We start from the raw sequence: 17648 nt of genomic DNA, 5'->3' as shown, positions 1-17648 counted from the left end.
CACACAACCCAAAAGCCTCCGATTAGTGTTCTCAGAAACGCAAAAAAAGAAGGTTCATCACCTCTTCAATGTGCTGGATATCGATCGGAATGGGCAGTTGCAACCAATTGACTTTGTTAATGTTGGGAAGAAAATTGTTGCCCAATTAAAACTTAGCGAAGACTCTCGGTGCGCAAGAATGATCCTTTTAAAGTCACATCGCCTTTTTGTTCAGCTGCTTACAGACCTTCATAATCCAGAGCTTAGCCTTACTTTATGGGATTGGATAGCGTTTTTTAGAGATCAAATAGAGTCTGATGAACCAGGCATTCTGGATCATTATATCCAGAGAACCTCAAGGCACATTTTTGATTTGTTTGATATGAATAAAGATCGCCTGATCTCAAGAGATGAATATGCCAATATGCTCACTATTTACAATATTTCACACAATGTAGCTGTTCAAGGGTTTGAGGAGTTAGATGAAAATGGTGATGATTACATATCCGCCGATGAAATGGTTGCCGGACTTAGCAATTTCTTTAGGTCAAATGACGAGCAGGCTAAAGGCAATTTGATTTTCGGTGATTGGAAATAACTAGAAAATAAGTTTCCATCTAAACGCCCACTTCCATTCCAATCGATATTCATTTATTTCTGCACCTTTTAATATCTCAATTAATTCCTTTTTCCTAAATCCTCGAGCTACAGATATAGTGGCATCATTTCTGACCATTTCTGATTTTGAAAAGAGTGAGGTTAACAACCCAATGCTCCAATATGCCAATGGATGTCTGTGGAGATCATTTATTATTACCCCTAACCTTGCTTGCTTCTTAAATTGAGCAAATAAGTTAATTAATTGATCTGATGTAAAATGATGAACAAACAAGCAGCAGTGGATGATGTCGAATGTTTGATTTTTAAATTTATCGCTAAATATATTTATTGCTTGATACGCTATTTCCGAATACTCACTTGTATTCTGCTGAGCATAATCTACAATATTCTCATTCGCATCAATTCCAATGAATGTAGCTTTAATTCCCTGCTTTTTGCTCCATTTAGCCATATCAGCCATGATGTCTCCTCCTCCACATCCTAAATCAACTAATTCAATTGAATTTTTACCAGCTACCAGATTTTTAAATGCAGAAATGCTAATCTGATTACCTCCTAATCGTCTGTTAATGGTATTGAGCTCACGTAAGGTTTGATTAACCACTTCGCCAGAAATGGCAAGATCATCCATTATTTCTGTTTCGTCAGATCTATGCTCAAGCACGAATATGAGTTTTAAGAACTGCGCTTTCCATAGTTAGTCCCGGTCCGAAAGCAAAGGTTAGCAAGTGTTTTTCAGTATCTGATTCCTTTAGAGAATCAAAGATTTTTTTAATGACAAATAGCACGGTTGGAGAAGACATATTTCCATGTGTTCTAAGAATATCTCTTGCATCCTGATTTTGATCTTTAGTGATGGAGAGTTTTTCTTCAATCACATCCAATATTCTCTTTCCTCCCGGATGAATAGCAAAAAAATCTATATCTGATACCGAAAGCTTAATACTGTGCAATAAGCGCTGAGTGAGTTTGCCAATTCCTTCTTTTATTACATCTGGTACTTTGGAACTAAGATGCATCTCAAAACCATGATCTCCAATATACCAGCCCATTTCACCCCGAGCCTGAAGGGCTAAATCACTAAAGAAATTCTTTAGTTCAAGTGAGCGATTTGAAACCTTTGATGATATTACCATTGCAGCTGCACCATCTCCGAATATGGCATTAGCAAGTAAGTTTTCATCATCCGTTTTGTCTTGTAAATGAATACTGCATAACTCAACACAGACAATTAACACCTTGGCATTACTATCTGAATTAATAATACTGTTTGCTACTTTCATTGCATTAAAAGCAGCATAACACCCCATAAAATTGATTGACGTCCGCTGCGTTGAAGTAGGCATGCGTAATTGATCAATAAGTTCTATATCTAAACCCGGGGCATACATTCCGGTACAGCTCACAGAAATCAGGTGTGTTAATTCTGATTTTTTTGTTGATGCTATATTTATGGCTCTTTCACACGCCTCCTTAGCAAGACCTATAGCATACTTTTGATAAATCATCATTCGAGGCTTTGCAGACGGAAACGCTGCATCCTCTTTGAAGAAACTTTGGCCATTTAAACGCTGGCTGAAGTCCTTCAATACTGAATATCGTTGTTTGATGCCGCTTGCACGGTATAAAACCCTTAATTTCCTCTCTTCCTGTTCTGAAAGATTCAAATGTTCGGCCATAAAATCAGCAATTTGATCCTGACTCGCCAGATTTGGTGGTAATGAGGTCCCTATCGATTGAATAAATGCGGCCATCTGCTACTAGTTCATTAATATTAACCAACATTTAGTCAAGATGATCTATTCCTTTTGAAAAAATCCACATTTCTCCACCTGCGTATTCCATTCTCATTTTTTCTGCTGCCAGTTTTTATGTTGGCATTAGCCGTTTCAAATGAAATCAACTTTCGTGATTCATTCCTAGCATTTTTTATCCTTCACTTTCTTGTATATCCAGCAAGCAATGGATATAACTCCTACTTCGATAAGGATGAAAAAAGTATCGGGGGATTAAAAAACCCTCCAAAAACGACAAAAGAACTTTATTATATTTCTCTTTTACTTGATTCTATAGCTCTTCTCCTTGCATTAACTATTTCTCTTGAATTCACTGTGATGATATTCGTTTATGGAGCTATTTCAAAAGCATATAGCCATCCTAATATCCGGCTTAAGAAACATGCAGTAATTGGTTGGCTTTCTGCTGGAGTCTTCCAGGGATACTTTACTTTTCTTATGAGCTTCTTAGCCATTAATGAAACTTTAATAGCTGAAACCTGGAATTGGAGCATTCAAATGCCAGGCATTTTAAGTTCTCTACTTTTATTGGGATCCTATCCAATGACCCAGATTTACCAGCACGATGAAGACGAAAAAAGAGGAGATATTACCATTAGCTTGAAGCTAGGGGTTTTAGGAACATTCCACTTTACTTCAATAGCATTTCTCATTTCAAGTGCAGGATTTGTTTACTATTTCATGAACTATCATTCCATGACAGAAGCTGTGGCTTTTCTCATATTTATGGCACCTGTTCTATTTTATTTTACTTTCTGGTATTTGAGAGCAAGAAATGATTCTGCAAATGCTGATTTTGAATCTACGATGCGATTGAATCTAATATCTTCACTTATGCTCAACGGATTTTTTGTCTTCCTCTGGCTTTCCTAGAATGGTTGGCCATGAGTTTGTCTCATGAGCACCTGAGCAAATGGGCGAAATTTTTGAGCCAAAACAACTGCTGATTTTGATACCCACTCTGAGCCAAATAGTTTTTGAATACTTCGACCCATTGCCATTCTATTAGCAAACTGCCTATTCCAGGCTATTGAATACTCTTTTTCCAGTTTTTGTCTATCAAAACTTCCATCCAAATTCTCAATTATAAGCTCACATAAAATTTTAGCTGAGTGAATAGCCATCGCCATCCCATTGCCACATAGAGGAGTAATCATACCTGATGCATCACCACTCATTAGTATATGATTAAAAATTGGTTCTTTCTTCTCAAAAGTGATCTCGTTTATCACCTGAGGCTTCTCAAATAAGAAATCAGAATCTGAAAAAATCTCCTTCAAAAATGGATTTTTCATTAGAACTTTTTTTTCCATTATTGCTATTGATCCATGATTCTTTAAATTTTCCCGATGTGATAAATAGCATAAATTAAATACATCATTTTCAACTCGACTTACACCACAATAGCCATTTCTGAAGTTATGCAGAGCAATTAAATCATCATCAACCAAGTCTGTTTTGATGTGGTATTTCACTCCCACGTATGGGGACCTTTTTGTTATAAACTTTCTTCGAAGACTTTTATCAAATGTGCTTCTTTTTCCAAAAGCACCAATTACAATTTTTGCTTGGTACCTATCTCCACTTTTATCTTCAACAGTATGCCTATCAGATTCAAACCCACCTTCGATGATTCTTCGATGTGTAATTTCTACCCCTTCACTTTTTGCTTTATTAGCCAACCAATGATCATATCTATACCTGCTGATGCCAAATCCTCCTAAATCAAGTGGCATTTCCAAACTTTCACCAGAAATAGCGCTTAGTTGAAATTGGGTAATATTGGATGGTTTTAATTCACTCGGAAATAAATTATTTGATTCAAGAAATGGAATGACTTCATTGGATATATACTCACCGCAGACCCGATGGAAAGGGTATGGTTTCTCTTCGAATAATCGGACACTTAAACCAGCTCTATTCAAAAGAATAGCATTGAAAAGTCCTGCTAACCCACCCCCAATAATTATCACATCTTTCACATCTCCGAAATTATGGAAATAAATGCCTTTATTCATTCAATAATCGAACACAAATAAAAAGGCCTGCAAATATTGCAGGCCTTTTTAGTGCCGATTGATTTTAAAAATTTACAATCCTAATCCGTAATGAGCTTTGCTCCCATCTGGATAAACGCCCTCAATGAGGATTCCATCAGTCCGTGGACGTTTGAAATAATTTTCTAAATCTCGAATATTTCTGATTTTCTCATTATCAATACCTGTAATAATAAATCCTTCTTTCATTCTTACTTCACGCCATTTTCCAGGACCAAGTTCCGCTATTTGAACTCCTCCATCAATGTCTAATTTTGATTTAATGTCATCAGATACATCCACAAATGTGGCTCCTTCAATTCGATAATCTGAAGCTAACTCAACCACATCGATGGTGCCAGCTTCGTTTCGGAGTTCAGCAATTACACTTTTTTCTCTTCCATCTCTGATGAACTTAACCGTGACCTCATCTCCAGGTCTTTTGATGGCAATCTGTTCTTGTAATTGTGCGACACTGTTTACAGGTCTGTCATCAATGGCAACAATTACGTCACCATCTTCTAAACCTGCTTTTGAAGCAGCTCCTCCCTGCATGACACCTCCAACATATACTCCCTTCAAAATGTCCAGATCAAATTGTTCGGCTACTTGTGCATTAACATCTCGAATAGAGATCCCCAATAAAGCTCTTTGAACCGCGCCATACTCAACCAAATCGCTGACTACTTTTTTTACTAAGGATACCGGTACTGCGAAAGAATATCCAGCAAAAGCACCTGAAGGTGAAGCTATCGCGGTGTTGATTCCAACAAGCTCACCATTTAAATTGACTAATGCCCCTCCACTATTTCCAGGATTCACTGCTGCATCTGTTTGAATAAATGATTCAATTCGATAGTCTCCATCTAGTATATTAATATTTCTTCCTTTGGCACTAATAATACCTGCAGTCACTGTAGATCTAAACTCATAAGGATTTCCGATAGCAAGTACCCATTCCCCTATGTTTATATCATCTGAATCCCCGTATTTAGCAGCAACTAAGTTCTCTTCATCAATTTTCAACACTGCTAAATCCGTGTCTGCATCTACCCCAATCACTTTTGCCTGATAGCTTCGATTATCATTCAAGACAATCTCTATATCGTCCGCATTTTCTATTACGTGATTATTGGTCACAATATATCCATCAGGAGATATTACAACACCAGAACCAGCACCTCTTGAAGGTCCCCCCCTTCGATCATATCGCTCTCCAAAGTAATCCTTAAAAAATTCGTTAAATGGGCTATTTGCACGACTACCATCTGAATAGCTTGTTCTTATATGAACCACTGATGGCGTGGCATTTTTTGCTGCAAATACGAAATTTAAGCCTTCAGGAACAATGAAGTCTGCTGAATCAAAAACATAATTAGTAAGGCTTACTGGATTAGCTCCACCAGAAGTTTGCTGAATAATTCGTTCTTGAGGTGAAATTAAGGTAAATCCAACCACGGCAACAATGCCTCCAAAAAGTGAAGAAAACACCATGGCTAGTATAAAACTTCTCTTACTCATATTAAATCCTTTTTAAACTTACTCTTTATACCCCTAAACTGCATCTATGGTTATAGAAAGAGAAAAGAAAGTGATAAGCTTAACCATAATTAACAAAAAAAAGGGCATCCGCCGGCTGGCGAACACCCCAATCACCTACTCAAAACACTACTTAACTGCTATTTGCTTTTTAGTGACTTTCTTCTCATCCTTAGGTAATGTGATTTTAAGAATACCATCCTGATAAGAAGCATCTACTTTGTCTTTGTTTACCACCTCTGGTAGGTAAAAGGTTCTACTAAATGATCCATAGTAGCTTTCTACACTGTGATAATTTTTGTTTTTCTCTTCATTCTCAAATTTTCTCTCACCACTTACAGTGATTTGATCGTCATTCAAGTCAATGTTGAAATCACCCTTTTTCATTCCTGGGACATGTAACTGAACTTCAAATTCCTTATCAGTTTCAGCAATGTCCACTTTAGGTGAGAAGGTCGGCATTGATCCACCTACAAATTCATCATTGAAAAATCTGTCAACTAAGCTTCTAAAGCTTGTCGGTCTGTAATCATTTGTGTTGTACTTTATAAGTCCCATTTTCCTAAGTATTTTGGTTTTACATGTTCAAATTCGAATAGGGAATAATCGAATTCTGTACCAATAGCAAATTTTGATACTTTTCATGTCATTGTGTCTTCTTTTGATTCAAAACAAATGATTAAGCATGTCATTATGTCTTCTTTTGGCATTATGCGATTATTTCAAATTTTTTTAATAGGAGGCATTGAGAATTGCAAATTGGATGTTTACATTTGCACTCCTTTTTAGGAAATCTTCTCCCTTAGCTCAGCTGGTCCTGACGCGGCTAAGCCGATCAGGATGCTGACCGAAGCGTCAGCATTAGAGCAGAGAAGACCTTCATAAAAGGGTTATGTTATAAAAAATTCTCCCTTAGCTCAGCTGGTTAGAGCATCTGACTGTTAATCAGAGGGTCCTTGGTTCGAGCCCAAGAGGGAGAGCAACTTTAAGCCTGGTTTTAATACCAGGCTTTTTTTATGTCTTTTGTTTTGATGACAACAACCCGGTCCTTGAGTGGAGCGCCACTCCGACCGTTCGCCGCAGCGATCGGCCCAAGAGGGAGAGCAACTTTAAGCCTGTTATTTATACTCGGTTTTTTTTGTTTGAATCAATTATTGGTTCAAATGTGCGTTTAGAGCAGATCAAAGCAATCATTCAAATCAATTCAAAAAAAGACATCACTAAAATCAATATTCAATAGGCTTTTTTTAACTTTAAGGGTTATAAACCGTCACCAACCTTGGAAAGATTTAAAAAGGTACTACTCGTAGATGATGATGATATCGTCAACTCAATCAATTCAGTCATCATTAAACACGCAAAATTTGCTGATGAAGTTGAAACCATCAACAATGTTCCAAATGCTATCGAATTTCTAAATAAAGCGAAATCTAATGGTGAATCTCCTGATATTATTTTCCTGGATTTAAATATGCCCGATTACGATGGCTGGGACTTTATGGAGGAGTATGAGAAGCTTGGAATGAATGGGGGTACCAAAGTAATAATGCTTACCTCATCCATCTCAGCAAAAGATGAAGAAAGGGCTTCATCATCAAAACAAATAGCCGCCTTTATTTCAAAACCATTGTCTCCTGAACTTCTTTACAAGATTTATGATGATCATCTAGTCAATCACTAGTTGAGTCTCAAAGCAAAAGTTGCACCTTTTTTTGGCTCGCTTTCTACTCTTATGCCTCCTCTATGATAGTCTATGATCATTTGAATGACATAAAGACCAAGACCAGAACCATCAACATGTGAATGCAGCCTGATGTATGGCCTGAAGATTTCATCCCGATGTTTGATCGAGTCAAAACCTAAACCATTGTCTTTAAAAATAATTGTTGTATGTCTATTGACGCTTTTGGACTTAACTCTAATTTGAAGAGCCTTTTCAGGATCTCTATAGGCCAAGGAGTTCGTGAGTAGGTGCTTAAAAATCATTTTAAGCTGTGATTTAGGATAATCTATTTCAGAACATTCTGAGAAATCCTTTTTTATAGCTGCGTTTGCATTTTTTACTTTGGTTATATTACTAGCTACCACTTCCTTAAGAACCTCGTCAATGTCTAACCGCTCACTATCACTGGCTAATTCCTCCCGAACTTTATTTACCTCAACCAATGAAGTCACCGTTTTTTGAAGCTGTTGATTTGTTTTTCGAGCATTATTAAGAATAGCCTTAAAATTTGAGGAGTTCATATTATCCTTGCCCAACATGTCAAGCAAAGAGCCAAGATTAGTAATTGGCGCTTTTAAATCATCTGCAGTACTATAGGAAAAGTGTATGAACTGATCAATTTCTTTCTGTGAATAAGAGAGGCGATCTGCCATCTCATTAAATGATTCCACGATATCACTTGTGATGCTGTTCGATGATAGCTTAATTCTTGCATCCAAATTACCTCTCCCAATTTTCTCAGCACCTGACCGGATATCCTCCAATGGACGCCATATTTTATAGCTAAATGTGTAAACAGCAAGCAAGGAAAGAATAATAAAAAGCAGTGTAAGAGTAACAATCCACTTCATGGAGAGTACTTCTTCTTGTTCAACGATTTTTACCAATGCTTCAGTAAACATCTCATGACGCATGAGCACACCTTCTACTTGTTTATTAAATTGATCCTCTTCAGACTCCACTCTTTCTGATGCAAATACCGCCTCTTCAAGTTTGCCTTCCTCAAGCAAATCAACAACTTCCAGTGCATGAGCTTCATAACTTGTGTGATCGCTTTCTAACTTTTGAATAGATAAAAGGAGCCCTTTAAGCTTGATTCGTTGGGCTTCTTGATTCGTCTGTTTAAGAGCATCGATCACTGACTGTTCTGCATCAAGCAATAAAATATCGACTAGTTCGGCGAGGTAACGAAATGTGCTGTCGGCTTCTGCAAATCCCTGAAGTGCAATGTCATTCCCAGGTTCTATTTCTTCTGCGTACCGAATAGCTCTTTCAAACGCAATTGCTTGCTCTAACTGGTAGGTTTCAATTTGGGTGAGTACTTCAATGATCGGTAAATCAATATTCGCAACATCATCTATGTCCTTGTGTGTAGTAACTATTCGAAGAAGCCCAAATGCACCTAAAATCAATATTAAGAAAATGATGAAAGTACTTCTCTTAAGAATAACTTCTTTTATTCGATTAGTTTTTCTGGTCATTGGGTGATTAAAAACTTAAACTTTAAATAAGTCGACTAATCTAATTCAATTTTTGCCGTCATCACTCTAATGGCATCATCCAAATTCATGGTTTCGATCTTTAATTGCTGCAATAGCTCTTCATAAGCTTCTCTGCTTTCCCAGTTCAATTTGATCAAGTCAATGAGTGCCAATATAGTTGCTAATGGATGGCGAATGCTGTGAGAGGTATAAAAAGCATGATCCGATAATTTTTTTGCTAGTTTTTCCTTTTCCTTCTCTTCTACTTTCAATGAGCTAACTTCATTTCTATGAAGAAAATCTTCTTTTAATCTAAGTAAAGCGTCGTAGCATTGACTAATCATAGATGCTGCAGCAGTCAAAATCAATTTATCAAGATCAGCAAAGTCTTTCTTTGACTGCCATTCTATTGTGATTATCCCAAACAACCGATTATCATTCCACACCTGAATTGACGCCCATGATCTCAATCTGTTTTTGAGGAGATAGTCAACTACAAACTCATCATATTCTTCAGAATCATCATTATTCTCTATATGCATAAAAAGCTTAGTCTTTAAAGCATTTTTAAAGACAGGCATTGTTGAAACATCTACAGCAATACCAGGGGATTTCTTTTTTGTTTCCCCATCATAGCTTTGAATGCACTCAAATTCATCATTCTCTCTTCTGTACAACCAAAATGAGGCGCGTAAAGCATTTGTAGATGAGCATACCACGGGTATAAGTTCAGAGATAAAATCTTTGAATTTTCCGCTCTGTAACGCTTCAGATTTAGTCAAATGAAGGATTGATTCTACCTTCTTTCCTTGATTCTCACTCATAAGAACTTTGAAAACGAATTTGAATGTAGAGAGATTTTTAATAAATGGAAAGAAGAAACCTATTTAGCAAAGATCTGATCATCGTTTTTAAATGCTTTAAATTCTAACGCATTCCCTGATGGATCTTTAAAAAACATGGTCGCCTGTTCACCAACCTGACCTTCAAAACGAACATAAGGTTCGATAATGAACTTAATTTCTAAGTTTTTCAACTTTCTAGCCAGTTCTTCCCAATCTGACCACCCTAGAACTACACCAAAATGAGGAACAGGGACTGCATGTCCATCAACTGGATTAGTCTCGGTCCCTTCATTTTTATCCACCATATGGATAACAAATTGGTGACCATAGAAACTAAAATCTACCCACTTATCGGATGATCTTCCTTCTTCGAATCCCATAACATCCCGGTAAAAAATTCGGGTTTGATCCAAATCTTTTACCGGAACAGCTAAATGAAATGGTCGTAATGCCATTATCCTAGAAATGGATATCTGTAATCAGTTGGAGAAACGAAAGTTTCTTTTATCGTTCTGGCACTAACCCAACGAAGTAAATTCATCATGGCGCCTGCCTTATCATTGGTTCCCGATGCTCTTGCACCTCCAAATGGCTGCTGACCAACTACGGCACCAGTTGGTTTATCGTTGATGTAAAAGTTTCCAGCAGCATTCCTTAATTTATATGTTGCAAGGTCCACCGCGTACCTGTCTTTGCTGAAAATGGCACCAGTTAGTGCGTATGGTGAAGTCTGGTCAACTACATCAAGTATTTCCTCAAACTTATTTTCATCATATACATGTATTGTTAAAACTGGCCCAAAGATCTCTTCACACATGGTTTTGTACTTTGGATCCTTCGCTTCAAAAACGGTTGGTTCAACAAACCATCCTTTTGAATCATCATAGCCCCCTCCAGCTACAAGCTCTACATCCTTTGAGGACTTAGCTTCATCAATATATGAGGTTATTTTCTTAAATGCAGTTCCATCAATAACCGCATTCACAAAATTTGATGGGTCTTCTGGTGAGCCCATTTTTATAGACTTCAAGTCCTCAATCATATATTTTTTGACATCTGCCCAGATATTAGAAGGAATATAAGCTCTCGAGGCAGCACTACATTTTTGTCCTTGGAATTCAAAGGCACCTCTTACAAGTCCAGTGGCCACTTCTTTGGCATCTGCAGATTTGTGTGCTACCACAAAGTCCTTTCCTCCTGTCTCACCTACGATTCGTGGGTATGTTTTATATACATCCAAATTGGCTCCTATTGTTTTCCAGAGCGTTTTAAAAACACCGGTACTTCCGGTAAAGTGTAATGCAGCAAAATCAGGATGATTAAAAATTACATCTCCTGCTACCGGCCCGTCAACATAAATGAGGTTAATAACACCATCTGGTAAGCCAGCCTTTTTAAATACCTCCATGATTACTTGAGCTGAATAGACCTGAGTATAACTTGGTTTCCAAATGACCGTGTTACCCATCAATGCAGGTGCTGCAGGAAGGTTTCCTGCAATCGCTGTGAAATTGAATGGAGTAATGGCAAATACAAATCCTTCAAGTGGACGATATTCCATTCTGTTCCAGATGCCTTCCGATGAAATCGGCTGCTGCATATACAGCTCTTGCATGAAAGCTGCATTAAATCTTAGGAAATCAATGAATTCACAAGCCGCATCAATTTCTGCCTGATGAACATTTTTGCCCTGGCCGAGCATAGTTGCTGCGTTAATTTTTGATCGGTATGGTCCAGCCAATAAATCAGCTGCTTTTATAAAAATGCTGGACCTATTCTCCCATGTCATATTCTCCCATTGCTCTTTTGCGCCCAATGCAGCCTCAATCGCCTCTTGTACATGAGATGCATCTCCCTCTGAAAAATGACCCAATACATGCTTGTGATCATGAGGACAAGTCATCGGGATTTTGTTATCTGTGTAAACCTCTTTACTTCCAATGTACATTGGTGCATCAATTTGCTGATTGTACATCTCTTTATATCTAGCCAATAATTCTTCTCTGGCAGGAGAACCAGGAGCATAGCTAAGAACAGGTTCATTAATTGGCTTAGGTACGAAAAAATTTCCTTTGGACATCTCTCAATATTTTTATGAATGGAGCGCAAAAGTAACCTGAATAGTTCAAAAACTATCCGAATTTTAACAAACACACAAGCTCTATTATAGCAACTTAAGTAATTCCATATGAGATTGAATGGTAAAGTCTGCTAAGGACCTTTTTCTCCCCGAAGGATCATAAAATACCGTTTTCATGCCAAATTCTTTTGCTCCATGAATATCGGTTCTTGGGTTATCACCAATCATGATGCTCTCATTTTTTAAAGCCCCTGCTTGAGAAAGTGAGTACTCAAATATCTCAGGGTTCGGCTTGCGTGAATTACTACATTCCGATGTAACCATGACCTTGAAATATTTTGTTATTCCTGAGCTATTCAATTTTCTATTTTGAGCATCAAGAAATCCATTTGTGATGATATGAAGTTGATACCTACCTGACAGGTAATTTAGTGCAGTAAGAGCATCTGACATCAAGTATGGTTTCAATGAGCAATGACTCATAAAATAGGTCGATGCTTTTTTTGATAGTGAGACATCCAATCCTGTCGCTTGAAAAATCTCATTAAAACGCTCGTTTTTAATGTACTCTCTATCAATCAGTCCATCATTGTACTTAACCCAAAGTTTATTATTGACTTCATAAAAAGTTCCAATAAATTTTTTTGTTGACAGTTCAGTATTTGAAAGCTTAAGATCTCTGTAAATCTCTAAAAGAGTCTCTTGTGCACTTCGATCATAATCCCATAACGTGTGATCAAGATCGAAGAAAATGTGTTTTATTTCCTTCACCTATTATACTTTTTCGCCTCTATCTTGTTCTGGGCCAGTGCTAAATTTGCATTCATTGTTTTATAAACCTCAAGATCCTTACGCAAAACAGGATCCTTGCTTAAAAACTCAAATATCTGGCTTACCATATCATAACCTTCCTCCTTTATACTATAAAAAACCCACTGATCATATTTTCTAAATGTGACCAAACCAGCATTTTTTAAGTACGTTATATGTCTGGAGGTTTTTGTTTGAGTAAAGTCCAAAATTGACTCAAGATCAGAAATGCAAAGTTCATCCTGACGATATAGAAGGTGAAGTATGCGTGTGCGAGACTCATCGGAAAATGACTTGAAAATCTGTGTGCCAAAAGTTAGATTAAAATTCTTGAGCCTCATTTTTTCACTACTTTTACCGAAGTTAAACTTTTATTGGTTAAAACTCTTTTAATAGACAAAGGAACTTGATTTGAGATATTATCTAATACTTATACTTTTTTCTCTAACACTATCTTGCTCTTTTGCGCAAGGGCCAATTAAAAAAGTGATTCAATTCACTGGGGTGGTCTTTGGGGCTGATAGTACATCAGTGGTTCCCGGAACCCACGTCTATATCCCCAAGTCTGGCCGTGGTACAACCACCAACCCATACGGATTTTTTTCACTTCCAGTTTTGGAAGGAGATAGTATAATTTTTAGTGCTGTCGGATATAAACGAGCATACTATATAATCCCCAAGCATGATAGCGAATCAAGTCTGAGGGTAATAATCGCCTTACAGGATGACATTACTTTTCTTGAAGAGGTTGAGATTAGACCATATCCTACAGAAAGGATGTTTAAAGAGGCTCTGATTACCATGGAGCTTCCTAATCAAAAAGAATATGCGAACATTTATCAATGGCTCAATAGCCAATATATGCAAGAAGCATATTACAGTCTTCCGGCCTCAGGGGAAGAAAATCATGAATATTACATGCAGCTTCAAAGACAATCATACCTCAACCGCTACTCTCCGCCGCAAAATCAATTATTAAATCCTTTCGCCTGGGCGAATTTTATCAATTCACTCAAGCGAAAGAATTAGTTTTTATCAGCTAGATTGTAGCTCTTGTGCTACTTCCTGAACTTTTTCCCAAACTCTGAAAGTATTCTTGTAGCAGATTTTTTCAATATCTTCAGGAGAGTACCCTCTTTTAAGTAGCTCTTTGATCAGGTTAGGATAAGTTGAAACATCTTTAAGTCCCTTAGGAAGGCTGTCCCCCACACCATCATAATCAGATCCTAATCCAACATGATCAACACCTACTAAACTCACTACATGGTCGATATGATCAGCAACTTTTTCAACGTCTTCATACACGTCATTATCAGTCGTGTACTGCTTTGCGTAAGCTTTATAAATGGAATCTTCTGGAGATAAACTATTTTCTGCTCGGTAATTTGTTAAGTCTTCTCGCATCTTTTGAAATTTATCTTGTGATTCCTGAGACAAGAAGCTTGATCCAAAATTGATATGGATGACTCCTCCATTCTGAGCCATTGCCTTGATTAAGGTATCAGGCATATTTCTCTCCCATCCTGGAGTGAATTTTCTGCAAGAAGAGTGAGAAGCTATAACTGGTGATTTTGTTAATCTTAGTGCGTCGAAAGCGGCACTGTCAGTCACATGAGAAATGTCAACCATAATTCCCCACTTGTTCATTTCTGCAATTACCTGCTCTCCAAATGGGCTTACTCCATTCCATGTGTAAGTGGTGTCGTAGGATGAGTCGCAGATTTGATTGTCCTTAGAGTGAGTTAGTGTAATGTATCTGATCCCTCGATCAAAGAAATACTTCACGTTATTAATATCATCTTCAATAGGAGCACCATTTTCCATGCCCATTGGCAAGGAAATTAATCCCTGATCAAAATTTGTTGTAATGTCGGCTGGAGTATTTGCCATCGCAAACTGTGATGGAAATGTTACAGGTAGCCTTGACACCATATCAATTAAGGAATCAGCAAAATCCTTGGCTCCACCTGTTTCTTGATATCGTGACGGAACATAAATGGACATGAATGGCGCGTCAAGTCCGCCTCTTTTTGCTTTAGGATAGTCAAAGTTACCAGTCGTTTCTACTGATACATCCTCTACAGTTTTAGTAATCATAAAACCTTTGACGTTCATTCGAAAGGGTAAATCCACATGTCCATCTACAATAATGTAGGCTTTTGCTAGTGAATCTGCTACTGCCTCAAGCTGGGCATCAGTCATTGAAGTATAGTCAATAGTTTCCTCTTTTGTGGGAGTACAGCTAAATAGGATACTTATTGCGAACAGTATTGCTGATAATTTTTTAAGTGAAAAATTCATATTTGGTTTCAAATTGATTGATTTCGACAAAAATACCTAAACCTAATAATACCTATGCTGTACAAAATTAGGATTGTTGGTATTACATTTTTTTGATATTTTACAAGAAAATAAGAGGGATTTAAGTGCTTCTTATTTTAATTTGGTACGTTGAGTTTTTAAAAAATTTGGCATTTTTGTATAAGGAGTATTTCCGATTTAATAAACAGACGCTATGACTGACCCTATTTCACCTGAACTAATGAGTAATTGGAACACTTATGGAGGATACCTCGCAATGGCTGTAGCCGGTGTTGGAGTGTTGATTCTAATAGGCCATTATTTAAAGCTACTAGCCACGAGTGATTTTAAAACTCGCTACGACTACATAAACATGCATGAGATCAACATGCTGTGGAATGGAGCATTGCTAATTATTGTTGGTGCTACACTATACTTCAACACGATGTTTAGTGAATCAACCTGGCTTTGGTTCTTTGTAAGATTATTCATGAGTTCCATGTTTGCAGTGATTCTCGGAGTAATTATCCAGAATGTGCTGAAATTCTATTACCCATTTTTCATTGAAAAGCGTCTTAAGAAATTAAGGTATACTCCAAGAACATCCCCTGACGGAAGAAAAATGAAACTCCTTAGTGAAGAAGAGGAAGATGTTTATCTGGATGAAGGTATGCAAGCTGAAGAGGATGCATTCTCTGTAGATTACGATGTATGGATAGATGAAGAGTCAGGTTTTACAAAAATCGAAAAATACAACGGTAGACTTCACGCACTACAGTGCAGCAACTGTAACTATCAGACATTGAAAGTGGATAGAGAAGAAGTTATTCAAACTGCCACTGAGACAGAAGAAGGTGAATTAATGAAATACTATGCTTGTGGCTATTGTGGACACAAAGAACGCAAATCCTTTAAGATAGCCATGCTAAAAGCTGGAGAAACTGCTTAAGAAATATTAAACCGAATAGACTTTGGCCCCTGACGATATCGTCAGGGGTTTTTTGTTGATTATAGTTTTATGCAGACATTTTGTGGTTCAGAAAAAAACCTCAACGCTTCATTTCCTCCTTCTCTCCCTATGCCTGAATCCTTCATTCCGCCAAAGGGTGTTCGTAGATCTCTAACTAGCCAACAGTTTACCCAGATGATTCCAGCCTGAACAGCATGAGAAACACGATGTGCTCTTTTCAGGTCTGATGTCCAAATAGTACATGACAAACCATACTTTGTGGAATTAGCTATTGAAATTGCTTGCTCTTCAGATTTGAAAGGATTCAGAGTTACAACTGGTCCAAAAATTTCTTCCTGGTTTGTTCTACAATTTTCATCCAATCCTTCAATTACAGTTGGCTCGTAATAGAACCCCTCTTTTTCAATTCTTTTACCTCCATGGATAACTGATCCCCCTTCTTCTTGTGCTAGTTTGACATAAGAATCAACTTTTTTAAGATGATCTCCTGACACTAAAGCCCCCATTATTGATGATGGATCAGCTGGATCTCCTACTTTAATCTTTTCGCATTCCGCCAAGAATCGAGATTTAAATTCTTCATAAATGGATTCTTCAATCAATATTCTCGAACCACAAAGACATATTTCTCCTTGATTAGTAAATGAACTTTTTACGCTGGTCTTGACTGCCTCATCCAAATCACAATCTGCGAAAATGATATTCGGGTTCTTTCCTCCAAGCTCCAACGAAACTTTCTTGAACTGCTGAGCAGCAGTAGCTCCTACAATCTTACCGGTTGTTGTTCCTCCGGTAAAAGAAATGGCCTTGGTGACCTCATGCTCAACGATTGCCTGTCCTATCCTTTTTCCCTCACCATGAAGGATGTTTAAAACACCCGGAGGCATTCCTGCCTCATTAGCAAGTTTTCCAAGCAAAAATGCAGTCATTGGTGTTAATTCAGAGGGTTTAGCTATCACACAGTTACCCATTGTTAACGCTGGAGCTATTTTCCATGAAAATAAATAGAGTGGCAAGTTCCATGGTGATATACATCCAACTATTCCGATAGGAGCTCGACGCGTATAATTAACCATAAACCCTTCTGAGACCTGTGCCTCTGTTGAAAAATTAACAATCGCAGATGCATAGAATCTGAAATTTGAACTAGCACGAGGAATATCTACCGCCTTGGCCAGCCATAATGGCTTTCCATTGTCCCGGCTCTCCATGATAGCTAAATCATCAAGGTTCTGCTCAATCAAATCAGCTAGTTTATGTAGAATTCTACTTCGCTTATCCACTGCCATTGTGCTCCAAATCGGAAAGGCATTTTTTGATGCTTCTACTGCCTTATCTAAATCCTCTTGTGATGAGTTTGGAATTTGAGCAAATATCTTTCCTGTAGCCGGCTCTATGTTATCAATGTATTGGCCTTTGATAGGGTCTACATATTCGCCATTAATGAAATTCTGGATTTTCTGCATA

General features: G+C 37.6%; 18 protein-coding genes and 1 tRNA gene. 6 read left to right on the top strand and 13 right to left on the bottom strand.

Features of this window, described 5'->3' with window-relative positions:
* Window positions 1-25 precede the first annotated feature (25 nt).
* Window positions 26-577, top strand: a complete 552-nt coding sequence (locus ACOMC3_RS00560) for an EF-hand domain-containing protein (RefSeq protein WP_420317570.1) — start codon at window positions 26-28, stop codon at window positions 575-577.
* Here the strand turns inward: ACOMC3_RS00560 and ACOMC3_RS00555 are convergent, their stop codons facing one another.
* Together ACOMC3_RS00555 and ACOMC3_RS00550 are read right to left on the bottom strand one after the other, a co-directional pair.
* On the bottom strand, window positions 578-1264 hold the full coding sequence (locus ACOMC3_RS00555) for a methyltransferase domain-containing protein (RefSeq protein ID WP_420317569.1): 687 nt from the start codon (window positions 1262-1264) through the stop codon (window positions 578-580).
* Entirely contained in the window at window positions 1257-2354 is a 1098-nt protein-coding gene (locus ACOMC3_RS00550) for a type III polyketide synthase (RefSeq protein ID WP_420317568.1), read from the bottom strand. The genes ACOMC3_RS00555 and ACOMC3_RS00550 overlap by 8 nt, the downstream gene beginning before the upstream one ends.
* A 54-nt stretch (window positions 2355-2408) precedes the next feature.
* Here ACOMC3_RS00550 and ACOMC3_RS00545 point away from each other — a divergent pair, with 54 nt between their 5' ends.
* Window positions 2409-3269, top strand: coding sequence for a UbiA family prenyltransferase (locus ACOMC3_RS00545; protein ID WP_420317567.1), 861 nt, complete (start codon window positions 2409-2411; stop codon window positions 3267-3269).
* On the opposite strand, the gene ACOMC3_RS00540 is transcribed toward ACOMC3_RS00545, so the two are convergent.
* The 3 genes from ACOMC3_RS00540 to ACOMC3_RS00530 form a co-directional block, all read right to left on the bottom strand.
* Window positions 3266-4414 carry an NAD(P)/FAD-dependent oxidoreductase gene (locus ACOMC3_RS00540; protein WP_420317566.1) on the bottom strand — a complete coding sequence of 383 codons (1149 nt, stop codon included), beginning with the start codon at window positions 4412-4414 and terminating at the stop codon, window positions 3266-3268. The two genes, ACOMC3_RS00545 and ACOMC3_RS00540, sit on opposite strands and share 4 nt — an antisense overlap.
* Window positions 4415-4486: 72 nt before the next feature.
* On the bottom strand, window positions 4487-5953 hold the full coding sequence (locus ACOMC3_RS00535) for a Do family serine endopeptidase (protein WP_420317565.1): 1467 nt from the start codon (window positions 5951-5953) through the stop codon (window positions 4487-4489).
* Window positions 5954-6100: 147 nt separating this feature from the next.
* On the bottom strand, window positions 6101-6529 hold the full coding sequence (locus ACOMC3_RS00530; protein WP_420317564.1) for an Hsp20/alpha crystallin family protein: 429 nt from the start codon (window positions 6527-6529) through the stop codon (window positions 6101-6103).
* Between the two features lie 348 nt (window positions 6530-6877).
* On the opposite strand from ACOMC3_RS00530, the gene ACOMC3_RS00525 reads away from it, so the two are divergent.
* Together ACOMC3_RS00525 and ACOMC3_RS00520 are read left to right on the top strand one after the other, a co-directional pair.
* A tRNA-Asn gene (locus ACOMC3_RS00525) sits at window positions 6878-6951 on the top strand.
* A 299-nt stretch (window positions 6952-7250) separates the two neighbouring features.
* Window positions 7251-7652: a response regulator gene (locus ACOMC3_RS00520; protein ID WP_420317563.1), complete on the top strand. Its 402-nt coding sequence runs from the start codon at window positions 7251-7253 to the stop codon at window positions 7650-7652.
* Here the strand turns inward: ACOMC3_RS00520 and ACOMC3_RS00515 are convergent.
* From ACOMC3_RS00515 to ACOMC3_RS00490, 6 genes are all read right to left on the bottom strand, one after another.
* Window positions 7649-9175, bottom strand: coding sequence for a sensor histidine kinase (locus tag ACOMC3_RS00515; RefSeq protein WP_420317562.1), 1527 nt, complete (start codon window positions 9173-9175; stop codon window positions 7649-7651). The two genes, ACOMC3_RS00520 and ACOMC3_RS00515, sit on opposite strands and share 4 nt — an antisense overlap.
* 35 nt (window positions 9176-9210) lie before the next feature.
* On the bottom strand, window positions 9211-9999 hold the full coding sequence (locus ACOMC3_RS00510; protein WP_420317561.1) for a GAF domain-containing protein: 789 nt from the start codon (window positions 9997-9999) through the stop codon (window positions 9211-9213).
* 59 nt (window positions 10000-10058) lie between these two features.
* A complete protein-coding gene (locus tag ACOMC3_RS00505) occupies window positions 10059-10478 on the bottom strand; it encodes a VOC family protein (protein ID WP_420319330.1) in 420 nt (139 codons plus the stop codon).
* Entirely contained in the window at window positions 10475-12100 is a 1626-nt protein-coding gene (gene pruA / locus ACOMC3_RS00500; RefSeq protein ID WP_420317560.1) for an L-glutamate gamma-semialdehyde dehydrogenase, read from the bottom strand. Before pruA ends, ACOMC3_RS00505 begins: the two co-directional genes overlap by 4 nt.
* An 84-nt stretch (window positions 12101-12184) precedes the next feature.
* Window positions 12185-12871, bottom strand: coding sequence for a YjjG family noncanonical pyrimidine nucleotidase (locus ACOMC3_RS00495; protein WP_420317559.1), 687 nt, complete (start codon window positions 12869-12871; stop codon window positions 12185-12187).
* Window positions 12868-13251: an ArsR/SmtB family transcription factor gene (locus ACOMC3_RS00490; RefSeq protein ID WP_420317558.1), complete on the bottom strand. Its 384-nt coding sequence runs from the start codon at window positions 13249-13251 to the stop codon at window positions 12868-12870. The genes ACOMC3_RS00495 and ACOMC3_RS00490 overlap by 4 nt, the downstream gene beginning before the upstream one ends.
* A 145-nt stretch (window positions 13252-13396) precedes the next feature.
* On the opposite strand from ACOMC3_RS00490, the gene ACOMC3_RS00485 reads away from it, so the two are divergent.
* Window positions 13397-13939 carry a carboxypeptidase-like regulatory domain-containing protein gene (locus ACOMC3_RS00485; protein WP_420317557.1) on the top strand — a complete coding sequence of 181 codons (543 nt, stop codon included), beginning with the start codon at window positions 13397-13399 and terminating at the stop codon, window positions 13937-13939.
* Between the two features lie 6 nt (window positions 13940-13945).
* On the opposite strand, the gene ACOMC3_RS00480 is transcribed toward ACOMC3_RS00485, so the two are convergent.
* The gene (locus ACOMC3_RS00480) at window positions 13946-15211 is read right to left on the bottom strand and encodes a dipeptidase (RefSeq protein WP_420317556.1); all 1266 of its coding nucleotides are present in this window, start codon (window positions 15209-15211) and stop codon (window positions 13946-13948) included.
* A gap of 214 nt (window positions 15212-15425) precedes the next feature.
* On the opposite strand from ACOMC3_RS00480, the gene ACOMC3_RS00475 reads away from it, so the two are divergent.
* Window positions 15426-16160 (top strand): hypothetical protein, encoded by a 735-nt coding sequence (locus tag ACOMC3_RS00475; protein WP_420317555.1) that lies wholly within the window; start codon window positions 15426-15428, stop codon window positions 16158-16160.
* A gap of 59 nt (window positions 16161-16219) precedes the next feature.
* Here the strand turns inward: ACOMC3_RS00475 and ACOMC3_RS00470 are convergent, their stop codons facing one another.
* Window positions 16220-17647, bottom strand: coding sequence for an aldehyde dehydrogenase (locus ACOMC3_RS00470; RefSeq protein ID WP_420317554.1), 1428 nt, complete (start codon window positions 17645-17647; stop codon window positions 16220-16222).
* Window position 17648 lies beyond the last annotated feature (1 nt).

The sequence above is a fragment of the Ekhidna sp. genome (assembly GCF_965212185.1).
In the GTDB taxonomy this organism is placed as follows: Bacteria; Bacteroidota; Bacteroidia; order Cytophagales; family Cyclobacteriaceae; genus Ekhidna.
The sequence above is the reverse complement of the archived record's forward strand: the minus strand, read 5'-3'. Positions and strand labels throughout refer to the sequence as shown.